This is a genomic window from Paraburkholderia ribeironis (assembly GCF_900019265.1).
Classification (GTDB): domain Bacteria; phylum Pseudomonadota; class Gammaproteobacteria; order Burkholderiales; family Burkholderiaceae; genus Paraburkholderia; species Paraburkholderia ribeironis.
The window spans coordinates 15,757-28,786 of sequence record NZ_CYGX02000118.1 but is presented as its reverse complement, the minus strand read 5'-3'; the positions used below and the strand labels follow the sequence as shown (position 1 = coordinate 28,786).

Here is a 13,030-nt window from a genome sequence, read left to right as displayed (position 1 = left end):
AATGAACGCCCCGTCGCGAGCGGACGCAGCCCACCATCAGGAGGATGTATGCGAATACTTATCGTCGGTGCAACGGGTCTGCTGGGCAGCGAGGTCGTCAAGCTGCTGTCGGCCGAACACGAACTCGTCACTGCGAGCCGCAAGGGCTCCGATCTGCACGTGGACCTGTCCGACAAACCGGGCATCGAGTCGATGTACAACCAGGCCGGCACGCTCGACGCCGTCATCTGCGTCGCCGGCGCGGCCCGGTTCGCGCCGCTCGCATCACTCTCCGACGACGATTTCTCGTTCAGTCTCGCCAACAAACTGATGGGCCAGGTCAATCTGGTGCGTTGCGGCGCGGCGCACGTGTCGCAAGGCGGCTGCTTCACGCTGACGAGCGGCGTGCTCGCCCAGCAGCCGATGGAGGGCAGTGCGGCCGTGAGCATCGTCAATGCGGGGGTGGAAGCGTTCGCACGCGTGGCGGCGCTCGAGCTGCGCGGCAAGGCTCGGGTCAACGTGGTCAGCCCGGGCTGGGTCGCCGAGACGCTGGAGTCGATGGGCCGCGATCCGTCGCAAGGCGTGCCGGCCGCGATGGTCGCGCAGGCTTACAAACGCAGTCTGGGCGGGAGTGCGAGCGGCGAAGTCATCGCGGCGTCGTGAGCGCTCGACGGCCGCGTTGGGTTCGCTTCAGGTTCGCTTCAGGTTCGCTTCAGGTTCGCTGCAGGTTCGCTGCAGGTTCGCTCCAGGTTCGCGTTCGGATCGCTTCGTGATCGCTTCGCGGGCCATCGCGATTCCGCCGTGCCTGCTCCATACCTGCGTGGTGCCTGCTGCGCCGCCGCACGCCAGCGCCAGTGCCAGTGCCAGTGCTTTGCGAACGTGCGACTATCCCGATCCGCCATCGCCGTAGGTGCCGAACCTCGCCTCACCTGTTGTCACGCCATTGTCGTCATTGGGACACACAGCCCCCGCAGCATCGGGAGCTCCGCAAAACACTTTTGAGGCGCACGTCATGCCGGAACTCTCGTATCCGCAACCCGACACAGCAGGCGGCAAAGGGCGCAATATCGGTCTCCTCATCTTCTTCGTCGTGATCTTTGCCGGCGCCGTCTACTGTGCGATGCATCTGGTGGACGATCTGCAGCCGGTTCGCGAGAGTTCGTTTCTCCCGTATCTGCTGCTCGGCGTGGCGCTGCTGATTGCGCTCGGCTTCGAGTTCGTCAACGGCTTTCACGACACCGCCAACGCGGTGGCCACCGTGATCTACACGCATTCGCTGACCCCGAACCTCGCGGTGGTGTGGTCCGGCCTGTGGAATTTCCTCGGCGTGCTGACTTCGAGCGGTGCGGTCGCGTTCGGCATTCTGCAATTGCTGCCTGTCGAACTGATTCTGCAGGTAGGCAGCAGCGCCGGTTTCGCGATGGTCTTCGCATTGCTGATCGCCGCCATCATCTGGAATCTCGGCACCTGGTATTTCGGACTGCCGTCGTCCAGCTCACACACGCTGATCGGTTCGATCATCGGCGTGGGCCTGATGAATCAGTTGATGCACGGCACCAACGGAACGAGTGGCGTCGACTGGAATCAGGCGCTCGGCGTCGGCAAGTCGTTGCTGTTTTCGCCGCTGGTGGGTTTTCTTGCGGCCGGTTTGCTGCTGCTGATCCTGAAAGCCGTGGTGCGCGTTCCCGCGTTGTATGCCGAGCCGAAAGGCAAGGAACCGCCGCCGTTCTGGATTCGCTGCCTGCTGATTCTGACCTGCACGGGCGTGTCGTTCGCACACGGTTCGAACGACGGCCAGAAGGGCATGGGCCTCATCATGCTGATCCTGATCGGCACCGTGCCGACCGCGTATGCGCTGAACAAGGCGGTCACGCCCGCGGAAACGCAAACCTTCGTCGCGGTCGCGCAGCAGACCGCCGCGACGCTCGCCCATTACACCCAGGGCCTCGCGCCTTCCGCGAATCCGCGCGACGATGTCGAAGCATTCGTGCGCACCCGGCAGTTGACGCCCGCCACGCTGCCGGGCTTGCAGCAATTGGTCGGGCAGATCGGCCAGGAGGTCGCCGAGTCGGGGTCGCTTGCCGCCGTGCCGCAGAGCGTTGTCGATAACGTGCGCAACAACATGTACATCGCGTCCGAAGCGATCCGCCTGATGGATAAAACCGGGCAGCCGGCCTTCGCGCCGGAGCACGCCAAGATCATCAACAACTTCAAGAAGCAAACCGATCATGCGACCAAGTTCATTCCGACCTGGGTCAAGGTCGCCGTGGCCATCGCGCTGGGCCTGGGCACGATGGTCGGATGGAAGCGCATCGTCGTCACGGTCGGCGAAAAAATCGGCAAGCAGCATCTGACGTACGGACAGGGCGCAGCGGCTGAAATGGTGGCGATGGTGACGATCGGCGCCGCCGACGTGTACGGCTTGCCGGTCTCGACGACGCACGTGCTGTCCTCGGGCGTGGCCGGCACGATGGCGGCCAACGGTTCCGGCCTGCAATGGAGCACGGTGCGCAGCCTGATCCTCGCCTGGGTGCTGACGCTGCCCGCTTCGATCGCATTGGCGGCGGGCCTGTACTGGGTGTTCCGGATGCTGTTCTAGGGTCGCCGGGTAGAAGAGCCGGTCACGCGACCGGTCGCTGCATAAAAAAAGCGCGGTCAGTTCACACATGCCGCGCTTTTTTCATCATGCCGACAATCGTCCGCTCAATACACTTCGGGCACGATCATCGAATCCGGCACCGGCTGGCGGCTGTACTCCTCGTGATAGACGCGCGCCGGCAATTCGATCAGCGGATGCTCGATCTCGTGATACGGCACCTGGCTCAACAGATGTTGAATGCAGTTCAGCCGCGCGCGCTTCTTGTCGACGGCCTGCACGACCCACCATGGCGCCTCGGGAATATGCGAGCGCTGCAGCATCACTTCCTTGGCCTGCGTATAGGCTTCCCAGCGGCGCCGGCTTTCGAGATCCATCGGACTGAGCTTCCACTGTTTCAGCGGGTCGTGAATGCGGTTCTGAAAGCGGATCTCCTGCTCTTCGTCGGTAATCGAAAACCAGTACTTGAGAATCTGCACGCCGCTGCGCACCAGCATCTTTTCGAATTCCGGCACCGAGCGGAAGAATTCTTCGTACTCCTCGTCGCTGCAAAAGTTCATCACCCGTTCGACGCCCGCGCGGTTGTACCAGCTGCGATCGAACAGCACCATTTCACCGCCCGCCGGCAGATGCGATACATAGCGCTGGAAATACCACTGGGTGCGCTCGCGATTGTTCGGCGCGGGCAACGCCGCCACGCGGCACACGCGCGGATTGAGTCGCTGCGTGATGCGCTTGATCGCGCCGCCCTTGCCCGCTGCATCACGCCCCTCGAATATGACCACGAGACGATGACCCGTCTGCACGATCCAGTCCTGCAGTTTGACGAGCTCGCCCTGCAGGCGGAACAGTTCGCGGAAGTACAGCTTGCGCGCTTCGCGATGCTCCGGTGTGAAGCCGCGCGTGCCGTCGACGATGCGGTCGTCGACCTCCATCTCGAGTTCCTCGTCGTACGCGTCGATCAAGTCTTCCTCGAACCGGCGCTGTCGCTCCGCCAGCCATTCGGCTTCAGCTCTCTGATCCTGCTCCTTCATCGCGGCTCTCCCGGCAACAGAAATGATTTGGCACGCGGCGGCAGGCGCGACGCGAACGCGTTCGATTATCGAAGCGCCAGGTGTCAGCCGTATTAACGCCGCGGCTGTCTGGCGGCCAGCGCGCGCCGCGCAGGCACTCTCGCTCGTTCATGATAGCGAGTTTTGCGCGCCCGCCCGGCGCTAGCGCAACGGCCGCGCGAAACTGAGCTCGTGGCCGTCCGGATCGGTGATGTGAAAATAGCGCTCGCCCCACGGCGCATCGGACGGTTCGAGCGACGGCTTCAATCCCGCTGCGACGGCCTTGCGATAGAGCGCGTCGACATCCGACACGTAGATGATCACGCGGCCCCACCAGTTGACCGGCGCGCGCATGTCGACGATCAGGTTCAGATACGATCCGCCGAACGCGAACGACGTGAAGGCATCATGGGGGCCGCCGTATTTGAGCGGGAAGCCGAGTGCTTCGTAGAAACTCACGGCGCGCGACATGTCGCGAGTGGCGAGCGTGATCGCGCTGAGCGACTCGATGCGTGGTTGCGGCGATGCATCGGGAGTGGCAGTGGACGGGAGCATGGCGTGTCTCCTTCGCGAAGTGGTGCGCGCAGGCGAAGCGCGGCGTCAGCCAGCTCGCCGCGCCAGGCCGCTGGCCACAGCGCGCCTGCCCATGGATGAAGAAAGTGTCTCACACCGCGCTCCAGTCCTGCGCCGCGGCCGCCCTTGAAAACCCCGGCCACGCCCTGCATCTGCGAGCCCGTTCATCCGGAGCATCGCCATGGGAAGCCGCCCACGCTTCATCGATGACCTGTCGCGCGCCGCATCCGACGCCCCCGGGCCAGATTCACGCAACGCCGATTCACTCAACCCCGCCTCACTCAACCCCGCTTCACTCAACCCTTTATCCGACGACGCCCTGCTCGACGCCTATTCGCGCACCGTGATCGGCGCATTGGAACGCGTTCAGCAGGCCGTCGCCTTCATTGCGGTCGACCGCCGGCTGCCCGGCGAGCCTTCCGGGCATGGCCGCGACACGCGTGGCGGCACCGGCTCGGGCTTCCTGTTCACGCCCGACGGCTACCTGCTCACCAACAGCCATGTGGTCCATGGCGCCACGCACATACAGGTGACGCTCGCCGATGGCGCGAAATTCGACGCCGATCTGGTCGGCGACGATCCCGGCAGCGATCTGGCGGTGTTGCGCATCGGCTCGCCCGAGCCGATGCCGCACGTCGAGCTCGGCGAATCGTCGAAGCTGCGCGTCGGGCAGATCGCGATCGCCGTGGGCAATCCGCTCGGCCTCGCGCAAACCGTGACGACCGGCGTGGTGTCGGCACTCGGCCGCTCGCTACGCTCGACCTCCGGCCGCATGATCTACGATGTGATCCAGACCGACGCGGCGCTCAATCCGGGCAACTCGGGCGGTCCGCTGATCAATTCGGCGGGCCAGGTGATCGGCGTGAACACCGCGATCATCCCGGGCGCGCAGGCCATCTGCTTCGCAACCGCGATCGATACGGCCAAGTGGGTCATCATGCAGATCTTCGCGCACGGCCGCGTGCGGCGCGCTTATATCGGCGTGGCCGGCACCACGACGCCGCTGTCGCGCCGCGTGCAGCGATATTTCGGTTTGCGCACGGAAAGCGGCGTGCACGTGATGGAAATCGTCAAAGGCAGCCCGGCTGCGCTCGGCGGTTTGCGCACCGACGATACGATCGTCGCGATCGACACGCAGGCGGTGCAGGATGTCGACAGCCTGCAGCGCACGCTCGACGCGTCGCGGATCGACAGACCCGTCAGCGTGACGGTGCTGCGCGGCGCGCAACGGCTCGAACTGACGCTGACGCCGGTCGAGCAGGCCGGTTGAGGTAGCGCATCCGCATTGAGCGCGCAGCAAGGTGACGGCGTTCGGCGCGGCACGCGGGGCGTCGGCGAAGTCAACGGCGGCAACGCATTGAACGCGTTCAACGCACTTACGCAGAAGTCGCGCCAAGGCTCATGATGAGGCCGCACGCAAGCCCTCGCCAACCCGTCATGCGGACCCGCGACTGCCGCGCGCAATTTCATCGCCCGCGCCTGGCGGCAGACGCGCGGTGACGGGAATCGACATGAACGAGAACAGCCCGACCACGAGGAACGCCGGCCAGAAGTCGGAGAAGACGATGCTCGAATGACCCTGCAGGTTGTGCGAGATTTGCAGCACGATGCCGGCGATCGTCACGCCAAGTCCCAGCGACATCTGCTGAATCACGCTCGCGACACTGGTCGCGCGGCCCACGTCGCTGCCCGCGATATCCGCGTAGGCCAGCGTATTCAACGACGTGAACTGCAACGAAGGAAAGAACCCGCCGAACAGCACGACACACCAGATCAACCAGTGCGGCGTGCCGGGAAAGAACAGACCGTACACTGCGATCGCAACGCCCGCGCAGCCCGCGTTGAACATCAGCACGGTGCGAAACCCGAAGCGCTCGAGTATGCGCGATGCCATGGTCTTCATGAAGATCGACCCGAACGCGGATGCGCACGTGATCGACCCTGCCTTGAACGCCGTCGTGCCCAGGCCTTCCTGCAACGCGAGCGGCAACAGAAACGGCACCGCCCCGAGCCCAATGCGAAACAGCGAGCCGCCCGCCACGCTCGCGTGAAAACTCGGAATGCGCAGCAGCCGCAGATCGAGCACCGGCAATTCGACGCGGCTCGCGTACAGCACGTAAAGGGCCAGCAGCATCACGCCGGACGCGCACATGCTGAGCGACACCTTGCCCGGCACCAGTTCGCCGCCCACCAGCGAAAGCCCCAGCATGAACAGCGACGCCCCGCTCGCGGATAGCACGAAACCGATCCAGTCGAGCCGGCCCGGATGCGCTTCGCGCACCTCGGCGATGTGTTTGTTCGCGAGCCAGATGCCCAGCAGACCGATCGGAATATTGATGACGAAGATCAGACGCCAGTGCAGATACGTCGTGATGAAGCCGCCGAGCGGCGGCCCGACCACGGGCCCAAGCAACGCCGGCACCGTCAGATAGTTGACCGCGCGGATGAAGTCGGATTTCGGCACCGAGCGGAAAATGATGATGCGGCCCACCGGCACCATCATCGCGCCGCCGATCCCCTGCACGAAACGCGCAGCCACGAACGTGCCGAGCGACGTGGAGGCCGCGCACATCAGCGAGCCGGCCATGAAGATACCGATCGCCGTGCGAAACACCGTGCGTGAACCGAAACGGTCGGCCACCCAGCCGCAGATCGGTATGAAGACGCCGAGGCCGATCACATAGGCGGTGACGGCGAGCTTGAGGGTGATGGGATCCTGACCGAGATCGCGCGCCAGGACTGGCAGCGACGTCACGATGACCGTGCCGTCGACGTTTTCCATGAACATCGCGCACGCGACGATCAGTGGAACGATGAAAGTGCCTAAAGCGAGGGGCATTGGCATGACGACGGCCAGCCAGGCCGTTGATGTAAAGCGTCGATTATGGCATCGCAGCGGTAGGAAAACGGAATTCGTGAGACTCGATCACGTTTCGTGAGAGTGGAAAGACAGCCACAATAGCCTCACGCGATGCGACCGCGGCGAACACTTTGACGCCATACGACACCCGCCAGGCGTACTCGCGTGTTCATCACTTTTCATGTGGAGAATCTGCCATGAAGATCGTCGTAATGGGTGGTTCCGGCCTTATCGGGTCGCGTCTCGTCACGCTGCTCAGCGAGGCTGGCCATGAAGCGCTCGCCGCGTCGCCGCGAAGCGGCGTGAACGCCGTTACGGGCGAAGGCCTGAGCAACGCGCTCACGGACGCGGACGTCGTCGTGGATGTGACGAATGCGCCGTCATGGGAGCCGCAAGCGGTGCTCGACTTCTTCCGAACCTCGACGCGCAACCTCGGCAAGGCTGAAGTGGCGGCAGGGGTACGCCATCACGTCGCGCTATCGATCGTCGGCTGCGACCGTACGCCGGAGAACGCGTATTTCGTTGCCAAGGTCGCGCAGGAAGAGGCGATCGAAGCGGCGGGCGTGCCGTACACGATCGTGCGCGCGACTCAGTTCATGGAGTTCATCGGCGGTATCGCGGATTTCAGCACGGACGGCGGCACGGTGCGCGTCGGTGACGGACTGTTTCAGCCGATTGCCGCGGACGACGTCGCGGCGGCCCTCGCGCAAGCCGCGCTCGGCGCGCCGCTGAACGGCACAGTCGAGATCGCCGGCCCAGACCGTGCGCCCTTCGCCGAGATCGTCGCGCGTTATCTGAAATCGGTCGGCGACACACGCCCAGTAGTGACGGATCGCGATGCGCGGTACTACGGCGGCCTTGTCGAGGAACAGTCGCTCGTGCCGCTCGGCGATGCGCGGATCGGCCGCATCAGTCTCGATCAGTGGCTTGCGCAGGCTAAATAAGGTTGATCGCAGGGCTCCGGGCAATTCGCGTCCCATTGCGACGCGCAAACGCTTGCAGATATCAGTCGGTCCCGCGGGGCGGGGCGGCGTGCCGTGACGTGCGATGAACCGGTCGAGTTGGCCCGCAAACGCTTTGCTGTCGCGCGTGCTGAAGGGTGCCGGGCCACCCGTGTCGATTCGCCGTGAGCCAGGCACCGCGCGCCGGCTAGCCCGACGAGCAGGCTCAGCGTGGTGAGGTGGTTCGGCGTGACCCACGAATTCACCAGCGGAGTCACAAGTCGGCGCGTGAGCCGGCCGTCCCATGTGCGAGGCGCCGGAACATTGATTGGGGTTGGGGTTGCGAAGTCAATAGGCCGGAAATATATACGGGATCCAAACGGCTTGCTTTCTTTCCGTAATACGTTTTCTGGGTTCACTCCCCAATTCGCTCGTTACCTCCGCATGGCAAGCGCTAAGCAGGATTTGCTGAATCGCGTTAAAGTGCGAACCCAGTTGCGCAATTAATAGGCATCCCGTTCGATGCGCAACGTCTTTCGGGCCCCGGCGGCACGCCGTCACCCATTGCAAAGCCACTACACTGAACAGGGTTGCCGCTCACGCTCATGAAACGTTTTATTTGTTCTGTACTCCTTTTTCTCGCGGCCGCCGCGTTGTCGCCCAGCAGTTTCGCCGCGGCGCTCGACACGCCGCTCACCTGCAACGAAAGCGGGCATCAGTTCATTGCCGATCTCGCGCAGCAACAGATGATCGATCCGACGCCCACGCGCGTCGAACACAATTCGATCAATGCGTTTTCGCCGGTGTCCGGCGCAGATCTGACCGCGTACGGCTTTCATGTGTTCGCGGTGGTCGGCTACGAGAAAGACGACCCGATGTTCCGCGTCGGTGATGGCGAGCCGCTCGCGCGCTCGGCCTACGGTGTCGTCGTATTCGGCAGCGAGTCTAAAGTGCAGAGCGCGGTTGCCGGCAGCGGCAGCACGGCGATCGTGCATCACGTCGCCCCGCTCGTCACGGCGATTTTCTGCAAGCGAAGCTAAGGCTCGAAGGCAGGCTTCGCGTTGCGCGAATGACTCGTGCAACCGGCGCGATCCGCGCAAGCCGCACAACCACTATCCCGGCCGGCGAAATTCGTTTTCGACCCATGCGGCCGCGCTCGCCTTGTTCAACTTGAAGCTGGGCGCGACCTGCACTTGCGCGAGCTGTTCGCCGAAGATGTCGAGCGCAGTCAGCAGCGCGTAGGGTTCGTCTTCGTCGGGGACGATGTCCAGTGTGATGTCGAGTTCGTCGTTACCATCCGCGCTCGCTACCCGCACTTCTTTATGCAATTGCGCGCGTAGTTGCTGCTCGTGTCGACGCAGCACTTCGGACGCGGTCTTCACCAGCGTGTTGAACGCCGACGTGTCGAGCGGCTTCGGATCTTTCTTGTTGCGGCCCATCGTCCACGGTCCGACGAGCGCGGGTTCCGCTTCGCCGTCCTTGATCATTTCGACAGCCCAGCCTTCGTCGTCTTCGTTCTTGATGACGCGCGCAGTCCAGCCGTCGTCGCGCCACAGACGCTCTTCGTGCACGCGTTCGCCCGGTTCGGACGAGCCTTCCGTCGTGAAATCGGCAGCGGTATCGGACGATGGAAGGGGTGTATCGGTCATTGCAGGTTCACTCACGTTCGCGGGGCGGAAGTACAGATCAAGCGCGTAATTCTACCCGTCCCGCCTGTGCCGCCCGCGCTCCTCTGACGAACGGACAAGCCGCGATGAGCCGATTGCGAATCGAAATACTCCATTTCTCTATCTGCCCGGGAACGGCGACCGTCTGGCCGACTCGTTCTCAATCAGGAATGCCGTGAAGTACTTCAGCGCGAATTGCGCCGGTTCGAAGTTCGCGGTCTGTACGGCTTCAGTAACGCGGCGATCGCGGCCTGGCCTGCTGCGCACAGTTGGCGCCGGGCATGCACTAGCGTTCGCGATCGCGAGCCATTCCCGCAGCTAGTGACGTCGCCTGCACGCGGTGGGTATACTGAGTCCGGTTGCCGCAGCACCCGCCTTGATGGCACTGCTGCACGGCGCCCTCATCGCGAAGCAAGACGTCGCGCTGAATCGCGTTGCGCTTCGCCCGCGCCCCAAGTTCCCGTGCACCACCGGGGACGTCGACGATCGGACCATGAAAAAACTCCTCCTGCTAACACCCGTTGTTGCCGTGATGGCAAGTCTCGCTGCCTGCGGTTCTTCCAGCGGCCCCGCCCGCGATGCATCGCAGCCGATGATGTACGTATCGTCGCAACGCGCCCCCGCCTACATCGCCGATTGCCTCGAAGGACGTTTGCCGCGCGTGCGTGTATCGCACGTCGGCGCCGCGACGGAACTGGCCGTCGGCGCGGATTCGAACAACTCTTACTTCGTCACGCTGACGCCGCTCAACGCCGGCTCGGTCATCAAGGTGATGCACCCCGCCAATGCGCCGGACGATCCGCCGGAAGCGGAACTGCGCTTCGACATCGCACGCTGCGCGACCTGACGAACGGCTCACGCGTTTGTGTGCAGGTTGGCGTGCCGATCGCCATACCGATGCGCGAAATTTTTATCTCGTGCATCGGCTATTTTTTTATCGGCTCATCTGCGAACATAGCGGCCCTTCGTCTTTCACGCGGCGCACCGCGCCGTGAGTTTCAATGGCATCCAGCAACGCACATCACGCGACCGGTTTCGCAGCAGGCGTTATCGCGGCGGCCATCGTCGCACGCACTGGCGCCGGCTTGCTTCATCCCGGTGTGGTGTTGAGCTTCATCGCCGGTGTGGCAGGCAGTACCGCGCCGGACTGGCTCGAGCTCGCGTGGTGGTCGCGCACGCGGCGTCTGTGGATCACGCATCGCACGCTCACGCATTGGGGAATCGGCTGGCTGGCGTTGCTCGCGTTCGCCTATCACGGGCTCGGTCATTCGATCTACGCCGCGCCGGCATTCGGCTTCGCATGTGGCGGACTGATGCACCTGCTCGCCGATTGGCCGAATCCGCTAGGCGTACCCTGGATTGCCGGGCGGCATTCGTTGAATCTCTGGAACAGCGGACACTGCGACCTGATCGTGGTAGCGGCGTCATGGGTTGCGGCCTGGCTGATCGGCGAGCACGTCTGGTTGCATGGCGTGCATGAGCTGTCCTTGCTGCGGCATCTGCACGTGGGATAAGCGTCAGCGCATCGCCGCCGCATAGTTGGCGGGCGTCACGCCGAGCAGGCGCACAAAGGCCCGCGTCATGTGACTCTGATCGGCAAAGCCCGCCGCGGCAGCTGCATCGGCCAGCGTGGCGCCGGCCGCGATCCACTGCCTCGCGAGCGCCACGCGCCGCTGCATCCGGTACGCGTGTGGCGGCAACCCTGTTTGCTGCGCGAAACCGCGCAGCAACTGGAAACGGCTCATACCGGTATCGGCGGCGAGATCGGTCAGTGTGAGCGCGGCTGCTGGATCGTCGTCGATGCGCGCTTTCGCTCGCGCGATCGGGCCCATCGACTGCGTGGCCCGCGAAAGCGCCGGCCGCGCCGCGTGGGCACGGACCAGATGCCCGAGCAGCCCGAGCAAGGCCTCTTCCCTCACCAGTTCGTCGGCCACGCAGCGCGCTTCGACCGACACCGCGAACAACCGCTCGAACGCGTAGTTCAAGCGAGGATCGTGCGCCACCGGTTGCGCGAGTTCAATGTCGCGCGGCGCGAGGCCGCTCAGTTCCGCGCCGACATCGGTCAGCAACGACGGCTCGAAATACAGCATGCGCCACGCGCGGCCGCGTTCGTCGAGTGGACTGCCGTCGTGGACTTCGCCCGGGTTGACCATGATCGCGTCGTTCATGCGCGCTTCGACGACGCCGCGGCCGCTCGCCGACCGATGCCCGCCACTGACGATCACGCCGACACCGAAGCAGTCATGCGAATGGCGCGCAAACGTATGCGCGGTGTCGGCAACCGTCGCTTCGACGCCGGCAATCGCGCAGCGACGCATCTGGACCCGGCCGCCTCGCATGGCTCGCGCTCAGCGGTGCGACGGCGAAGGACGAGGCACGCCGCGCATCAACGTCGCCCGTCGTCGGTACGCTCGCCTTCGCGCACCTTGCCTTGCGATACGCTGCTGCCCGGCGGCACGCTATGCGTGAGCCACACGTTGCCGCCAATCACCGAACCCCGTCCGATCGTCACGCGCCCAAGTATCGTCGCGCCGGCATAGATCACGACGTCGTCCTCGACGATCGGATGACGCGCGTTGCCCTTGATCAGCGCGCCGTCGATATCCGCGGCGAAGCTCTTCGCGCCGAGCGTCACCGCCTGATACAGGCGCACGCGCTCGCCGATGATCGCGGTTTCGCCGATCACCACGCCCGTGCCGTGGTCGATAAAGAAGCTCGGCCCGATGGTCGCGCCCGGGTGGATGTCGATGCCGGTCGCCGAGTGCGCGATCTCGTTGATGAAGCGTGCCAGCAGCGGCACGCCGAGCCGGTGCAGCGCATGCGCGAGCCGGTGGTGCGTCATCGCCCACACGCCCGGATAGCAGAGCAGGATTTCGGTGATGTGCTGCGCCGCCGGATCGCCCGTGTAGGCGGCTTGAATGTCGCTGACCAGCAGCGCGCGAATACCCGGTAACTGTGTGGCGAATTCGCGTGCGACGTCGAATGCGCGCGCCTTCAATACGTCGTCGGGCGTGTCGGCCTGCTCGGGCAGAAACCGCAACGCGCGGCGGATCTGTTCGGCAAGCACCCGCAAGGTGCTCTCGAGCGTATGGCCGACGTAGTAGTCGACGGTTTCGTCAGTCAGATCGGGAGCGCCGTAATGCGTGGGAAACATCGCCGCACGCAGGCCGGCCACGATGTTGATCACAGCTTCGCGCGACGGCAACTCGCGAATGCCAAGCGGATGCCGCGTGCGATGCAAAGTTTCACGCGACGCGCGCAGGTCCGCGACGATCTGTTCGAGACCCCAGTTTTGAGCAGGCACGTTAGGCATGGAAGGACTGCGCCGCGCGGCGAGCACGGTTCAAAGTGATGATGCCGAG

At 64.3% G+C, this 13,030-nt stretch carries 13 protein-coding genes and 2 pseudogenes; 7 read left to right on the top strand and 8 right to left on the bottom strand.

The window, feature by feature from the left end; all coding sequences use genetic code 11:
* Positions 1-48 precede the first annotated feature (48 nt).
* Together BN2475_RS31475 and BN2475_RS31470 are read left to right on the top strand one after the other, a co-directional pair.
* Positions 49-642 (top strand): short chain dehydrogenase, encoded by a 594-nt coding sequence (locus BN2475_RS31475; RefSeq protein WP_094783282.1) that lies wholly within the window; start codon positions 49-51, stop codon positions 640-642.
* A gap of 349 nt (positions 643-991) precedes the next feature.
* Complete coding sequence (locus BN2475_RS31470; protein WP_094783281.1) at positions 992-2,578, top strand: inorganic phosphate transporter; 1,587 nt, start codon at positions 992-994, stop codon at positions 2,576-2,578.
* A 104-nt stretch (positions 2,579-2,682) separates the two neighbouring features.
* On the opposite strand, the gene ppk2 is transcribed toward BN2475_RS31470, so the two are convergent.
* Both ppk2 and BN2475_RS31460 read right to left on the bottom strand, forming a co-directional pair.
* Positions 2,683-3,609, bottom strand: coding sequence for a polyphosphate kinase 2 (ppk2, locus tag BN2475_RS31465; protein WP_094783280.1), 927 nt, complete (start codon positions 3,607-3,609; stop codon positions 2,683-2,685).
* 180 nt (positions 3,610-3,789) lie between these two features.
* Entirely contained in the window at positions 3,790-4,182 is a 393-nt protein-coding gene (locus tag BN2475_RS31460; protein WP_094783279.1) for a VOC family protein, read from the bottom strand.
* Between the two features lie 199 nt (positions 4,183-4,381).
* Here BN2475_RS31460 and BN2475_RS31455 point away from each other — a divergent pair, with 199 nt between their 5' ends.
* Positions 4,382-5,470 carry a S1C family serine protease gene (locus BN2475_RS31455; protein WP_094783278.1) on the top strand — a complete coding sequence of 363 codons (1,089 nt, stop codon included), beginning with the start codon at positions 4,382-4,384 and terminating at the stop codon, positions 5,468-5,470.
* Positions 5,471-5,635: 165 nt separating this feature from the next.
* On the opposite strand, the gene BN2475_RS31450 is transcribed toward BN2475_RS31455, so the two are convergent.
* On the bottom strand, positions 5,636-7,039 hold the full coding sequence (locus BN2475_RS31450) for an MFS transporter (protein ID WP_094783277.1): 1,404 nt from the start codon (positions 7,037-7,039) through the stop codon (positions 5,636-5,638).
* Between the two features lie 218 nt (positions 7,040-7,257).
* On the opposite strand from BN2475_RS31450, the gene BN2475_RS31445 reads away from it, so the two are divergent.
* Positions 7,258-8,004 (top strand): SDR family oxidoreductase, encoded by a 747-nt coding sequence (locus tag BN2475_RS31445; RefSeq protein WP_094783276.1) that lies wholly within the window; start codon positions 7,258-7,260, stop codon positions 8,002-8,004.
* Positions 8,005-8,088: 84 nt separating this feature from the next.
* Here BN2475_RS31445 and BN2475_RS36660 read toward each other — a convergent pair.
* Positions 8,089-8,181 (bottom strand): annotated as a pseudogene (locus tag BN2475_RS36660) (YaiI/YqxD family protein); the annotation flags it as partial.
* A gap of 2 nt (positions 8,182-8,183) precedes the next feature.
* Positions 8,184-8,354: pseudogene (locus BN2475_RS35995) on the bottom strand (CDP-alcohol phosphatidyltransferase family protein); the annotation flags it as partial.
* 252 nt (positions 8,355-8,606) lie between these two features.
* Between BN2475_RS35995 and BN2475_RS31435 the strand changes: the two are divergent.
* Positions 8,607-9,041, top strand: coding sequence for a hypothetical protein (locus BN2475_RS31435; RefSeq protein ID WP_094783285.1), 435 nt, complete (start codon positions 8,607-8,609; stop codon positions 9,039-9,041).
* A gap of 72 nt (positions 9,042-9,113) precedes the next feature.
* On the opposite strand, the gene BN2475_RS31430 is transcribed toward BN2475_RS31435, so the two are convergent.
* The gene (locus BN2475_RS31430; RefSeq protein WP_094783275.1) at positions 9,114-9,650 is read right to left on the bottom strand and encodes a hypothetical protein; all 537 of its coding nucleotides are present in this window, start codon (positions 9,648-9,650) and stop codon (positions 9,114-9,116) included.
* Positions 9,651-10,047: 397 nt separating this feature from the next.
* Here BN2475_RS31430 and BN2475_RS31425 point away from each other — a divergent pair, with 397 nt between their 5' ends.
* Together BN2475_RS31425 and BN2475_RS31420 are read left to right on the top strand one after the other, a co-directional pair.
* Positions 10,048-10,515: a hypothetical protein gene (locus tag BN2475_RS31425; protein ID WP_094783274.1), complete on the top strand. Its 468-nt coding sequence runs from the start codon at positions 10,048-10,050 to the stop codon at positions 10,513-10,515.
* A gap of 154 nt (positions 10,516-10,669) precedes the next feature.
* Positions 10,670-11,182 (top strand): metal-dependent hydrolase, encoded by a 513-nt coding sequence (locus BN2475_RS31420; protein WP_094783273.1) that lies wholly within the window; start codon positions 10,670-10,672, stop codon positions 11,180-11,182.
* A gap of 3 nt (positions 11,183-11,185) precedes the next feature.
* On the opposite strand, the gene BN2475_RS31415 is transcribed toward BN2475_RS31420, so the two are convergent.
* Together BN2475_RS31415 and epsC are read right to left on the bottom strand one after the other, a co-directional pair.
* Entirely contained in the window at positions 11,186-12,007 is an 822-nt protein-coding gene (locus BN2475_RS31415; RefSeq protein ID WP_094783272.1) for an AraC family transcriptional regulator, read from the bottom strand.
* Positions 12,008-12,054: 47 nt separating this feature from the next.
* Positions 12,055-12,981, bottom strand: a complete 927-nt coding sequence (gene epsC, locus BN2475_RS31410) for a serine O-acetyltransferase EpsC (protein WP_094783271.1) — start codon at positions 12,979-12,981, stop codon at positions 12,055-12,057.
* Positions 12,982-13,030 lie beyond the last annotated feature (49 nt).

What these genes read in the sequence shown, in the direction of transcription:
- BN2475_RS31475 (WP_094783282.1), top strand. Translation starts at nt 49, where the DNA reads ATGCGAATACTTATCGTCGGTGCAACGGGTCTGCTGGGCAGCGAGGTC.
- BN2475_RS31470 (WP_094783281.1), top strand. Translation starts at nt 992, where the DNA reads ATGCCGGAACTCTCGTATCCGCAACCCGACACAGCAGGCGGCAAAGGG.
- ppk2 (WP_094783280.1), bottom strand. Translation starts at nt 3,609, where the DNA reads ATGAAGGAGCAGGATCAGAGAGCTGAAGCCGAATGGCTGGCGGAGCGA.
- BN2475_RS31460 (WP_094783279.1), bottom strand. Translation starts at nt 4,182, where the DNA reads ATGCTCCCGTCCACTGCCACTCCCGATGCATCGCCGCAACCACGCATC.
- BN2475_RS31455 (WP_094783278.1), top strand. Translation starts at nt 4,382, where the DNA reads ATGGGAAGCCGCCCACGCTTCATCGATGACCTGTCGCGCGCCGCATCC.
- BN2475_RS31450 (WP_094783277.1), bottom strand. Translation starts at nt 7,039, where the DNA reads ATGCCCCTCGCTTTAGGCACTTTCATCGTTCCACTGATCGTCGCGTGC.
- BN2475_RS31445 (WP_094783276.1), top strand. Translation starts at nt 7,258, where the DNA reads ATGAAGATCGTCGTAATGGGTGGTTCCGGCCTTATCGGGTCGCGTCTC.
- BN2475_RS31435 (WP_094783285.1), top strand. Translation starts at nt 8,607, where the DNA reads ATGAAACGTTTTATTTGTTCTGTACTCCTTTTTCTCGCGGCCGCCGCG.
- BN2475_RS31430 (WP_094783275.1), bottom strand. Translation starts at nt 9,650, where the DNA reads ATGACCGATACACCCCTTCCATCGTCCGATACCGCTGCCGATTTCACG.
- BN2475_RS31425 (WP_094783274.1), top strand. Translation starts at nt 10,048, where the DNA reads ATGGCACTGCTGCACGGCGCCCTCATCGCGAAGCAAGACGTCGCGCTG.
- BN2475_RS31420 (WP_094783273.1), top strand. Translation starts at nt 10,670, where the DNA reads ATGGCATCCAGCAACGCACATCACGCGACCGGTTTCGCAGCAGGCGTT.
- BN2475_RS31415 (WP_094783272.1), bottom strand. Translation starts at nt 12,007, where the DNA reads ATGCGAGGCGGCCGGGTCCAGATGCGTCGCTGCGCGATTGCCGGCGTC.
- epsC (WP_094783271.1), bottom strand. Translation starts at nt 12,981, where the DNA reads ATGCCTAACGTGCCTGCTCAAAACTGGGGTCTCGAACAGATCGTCGCG.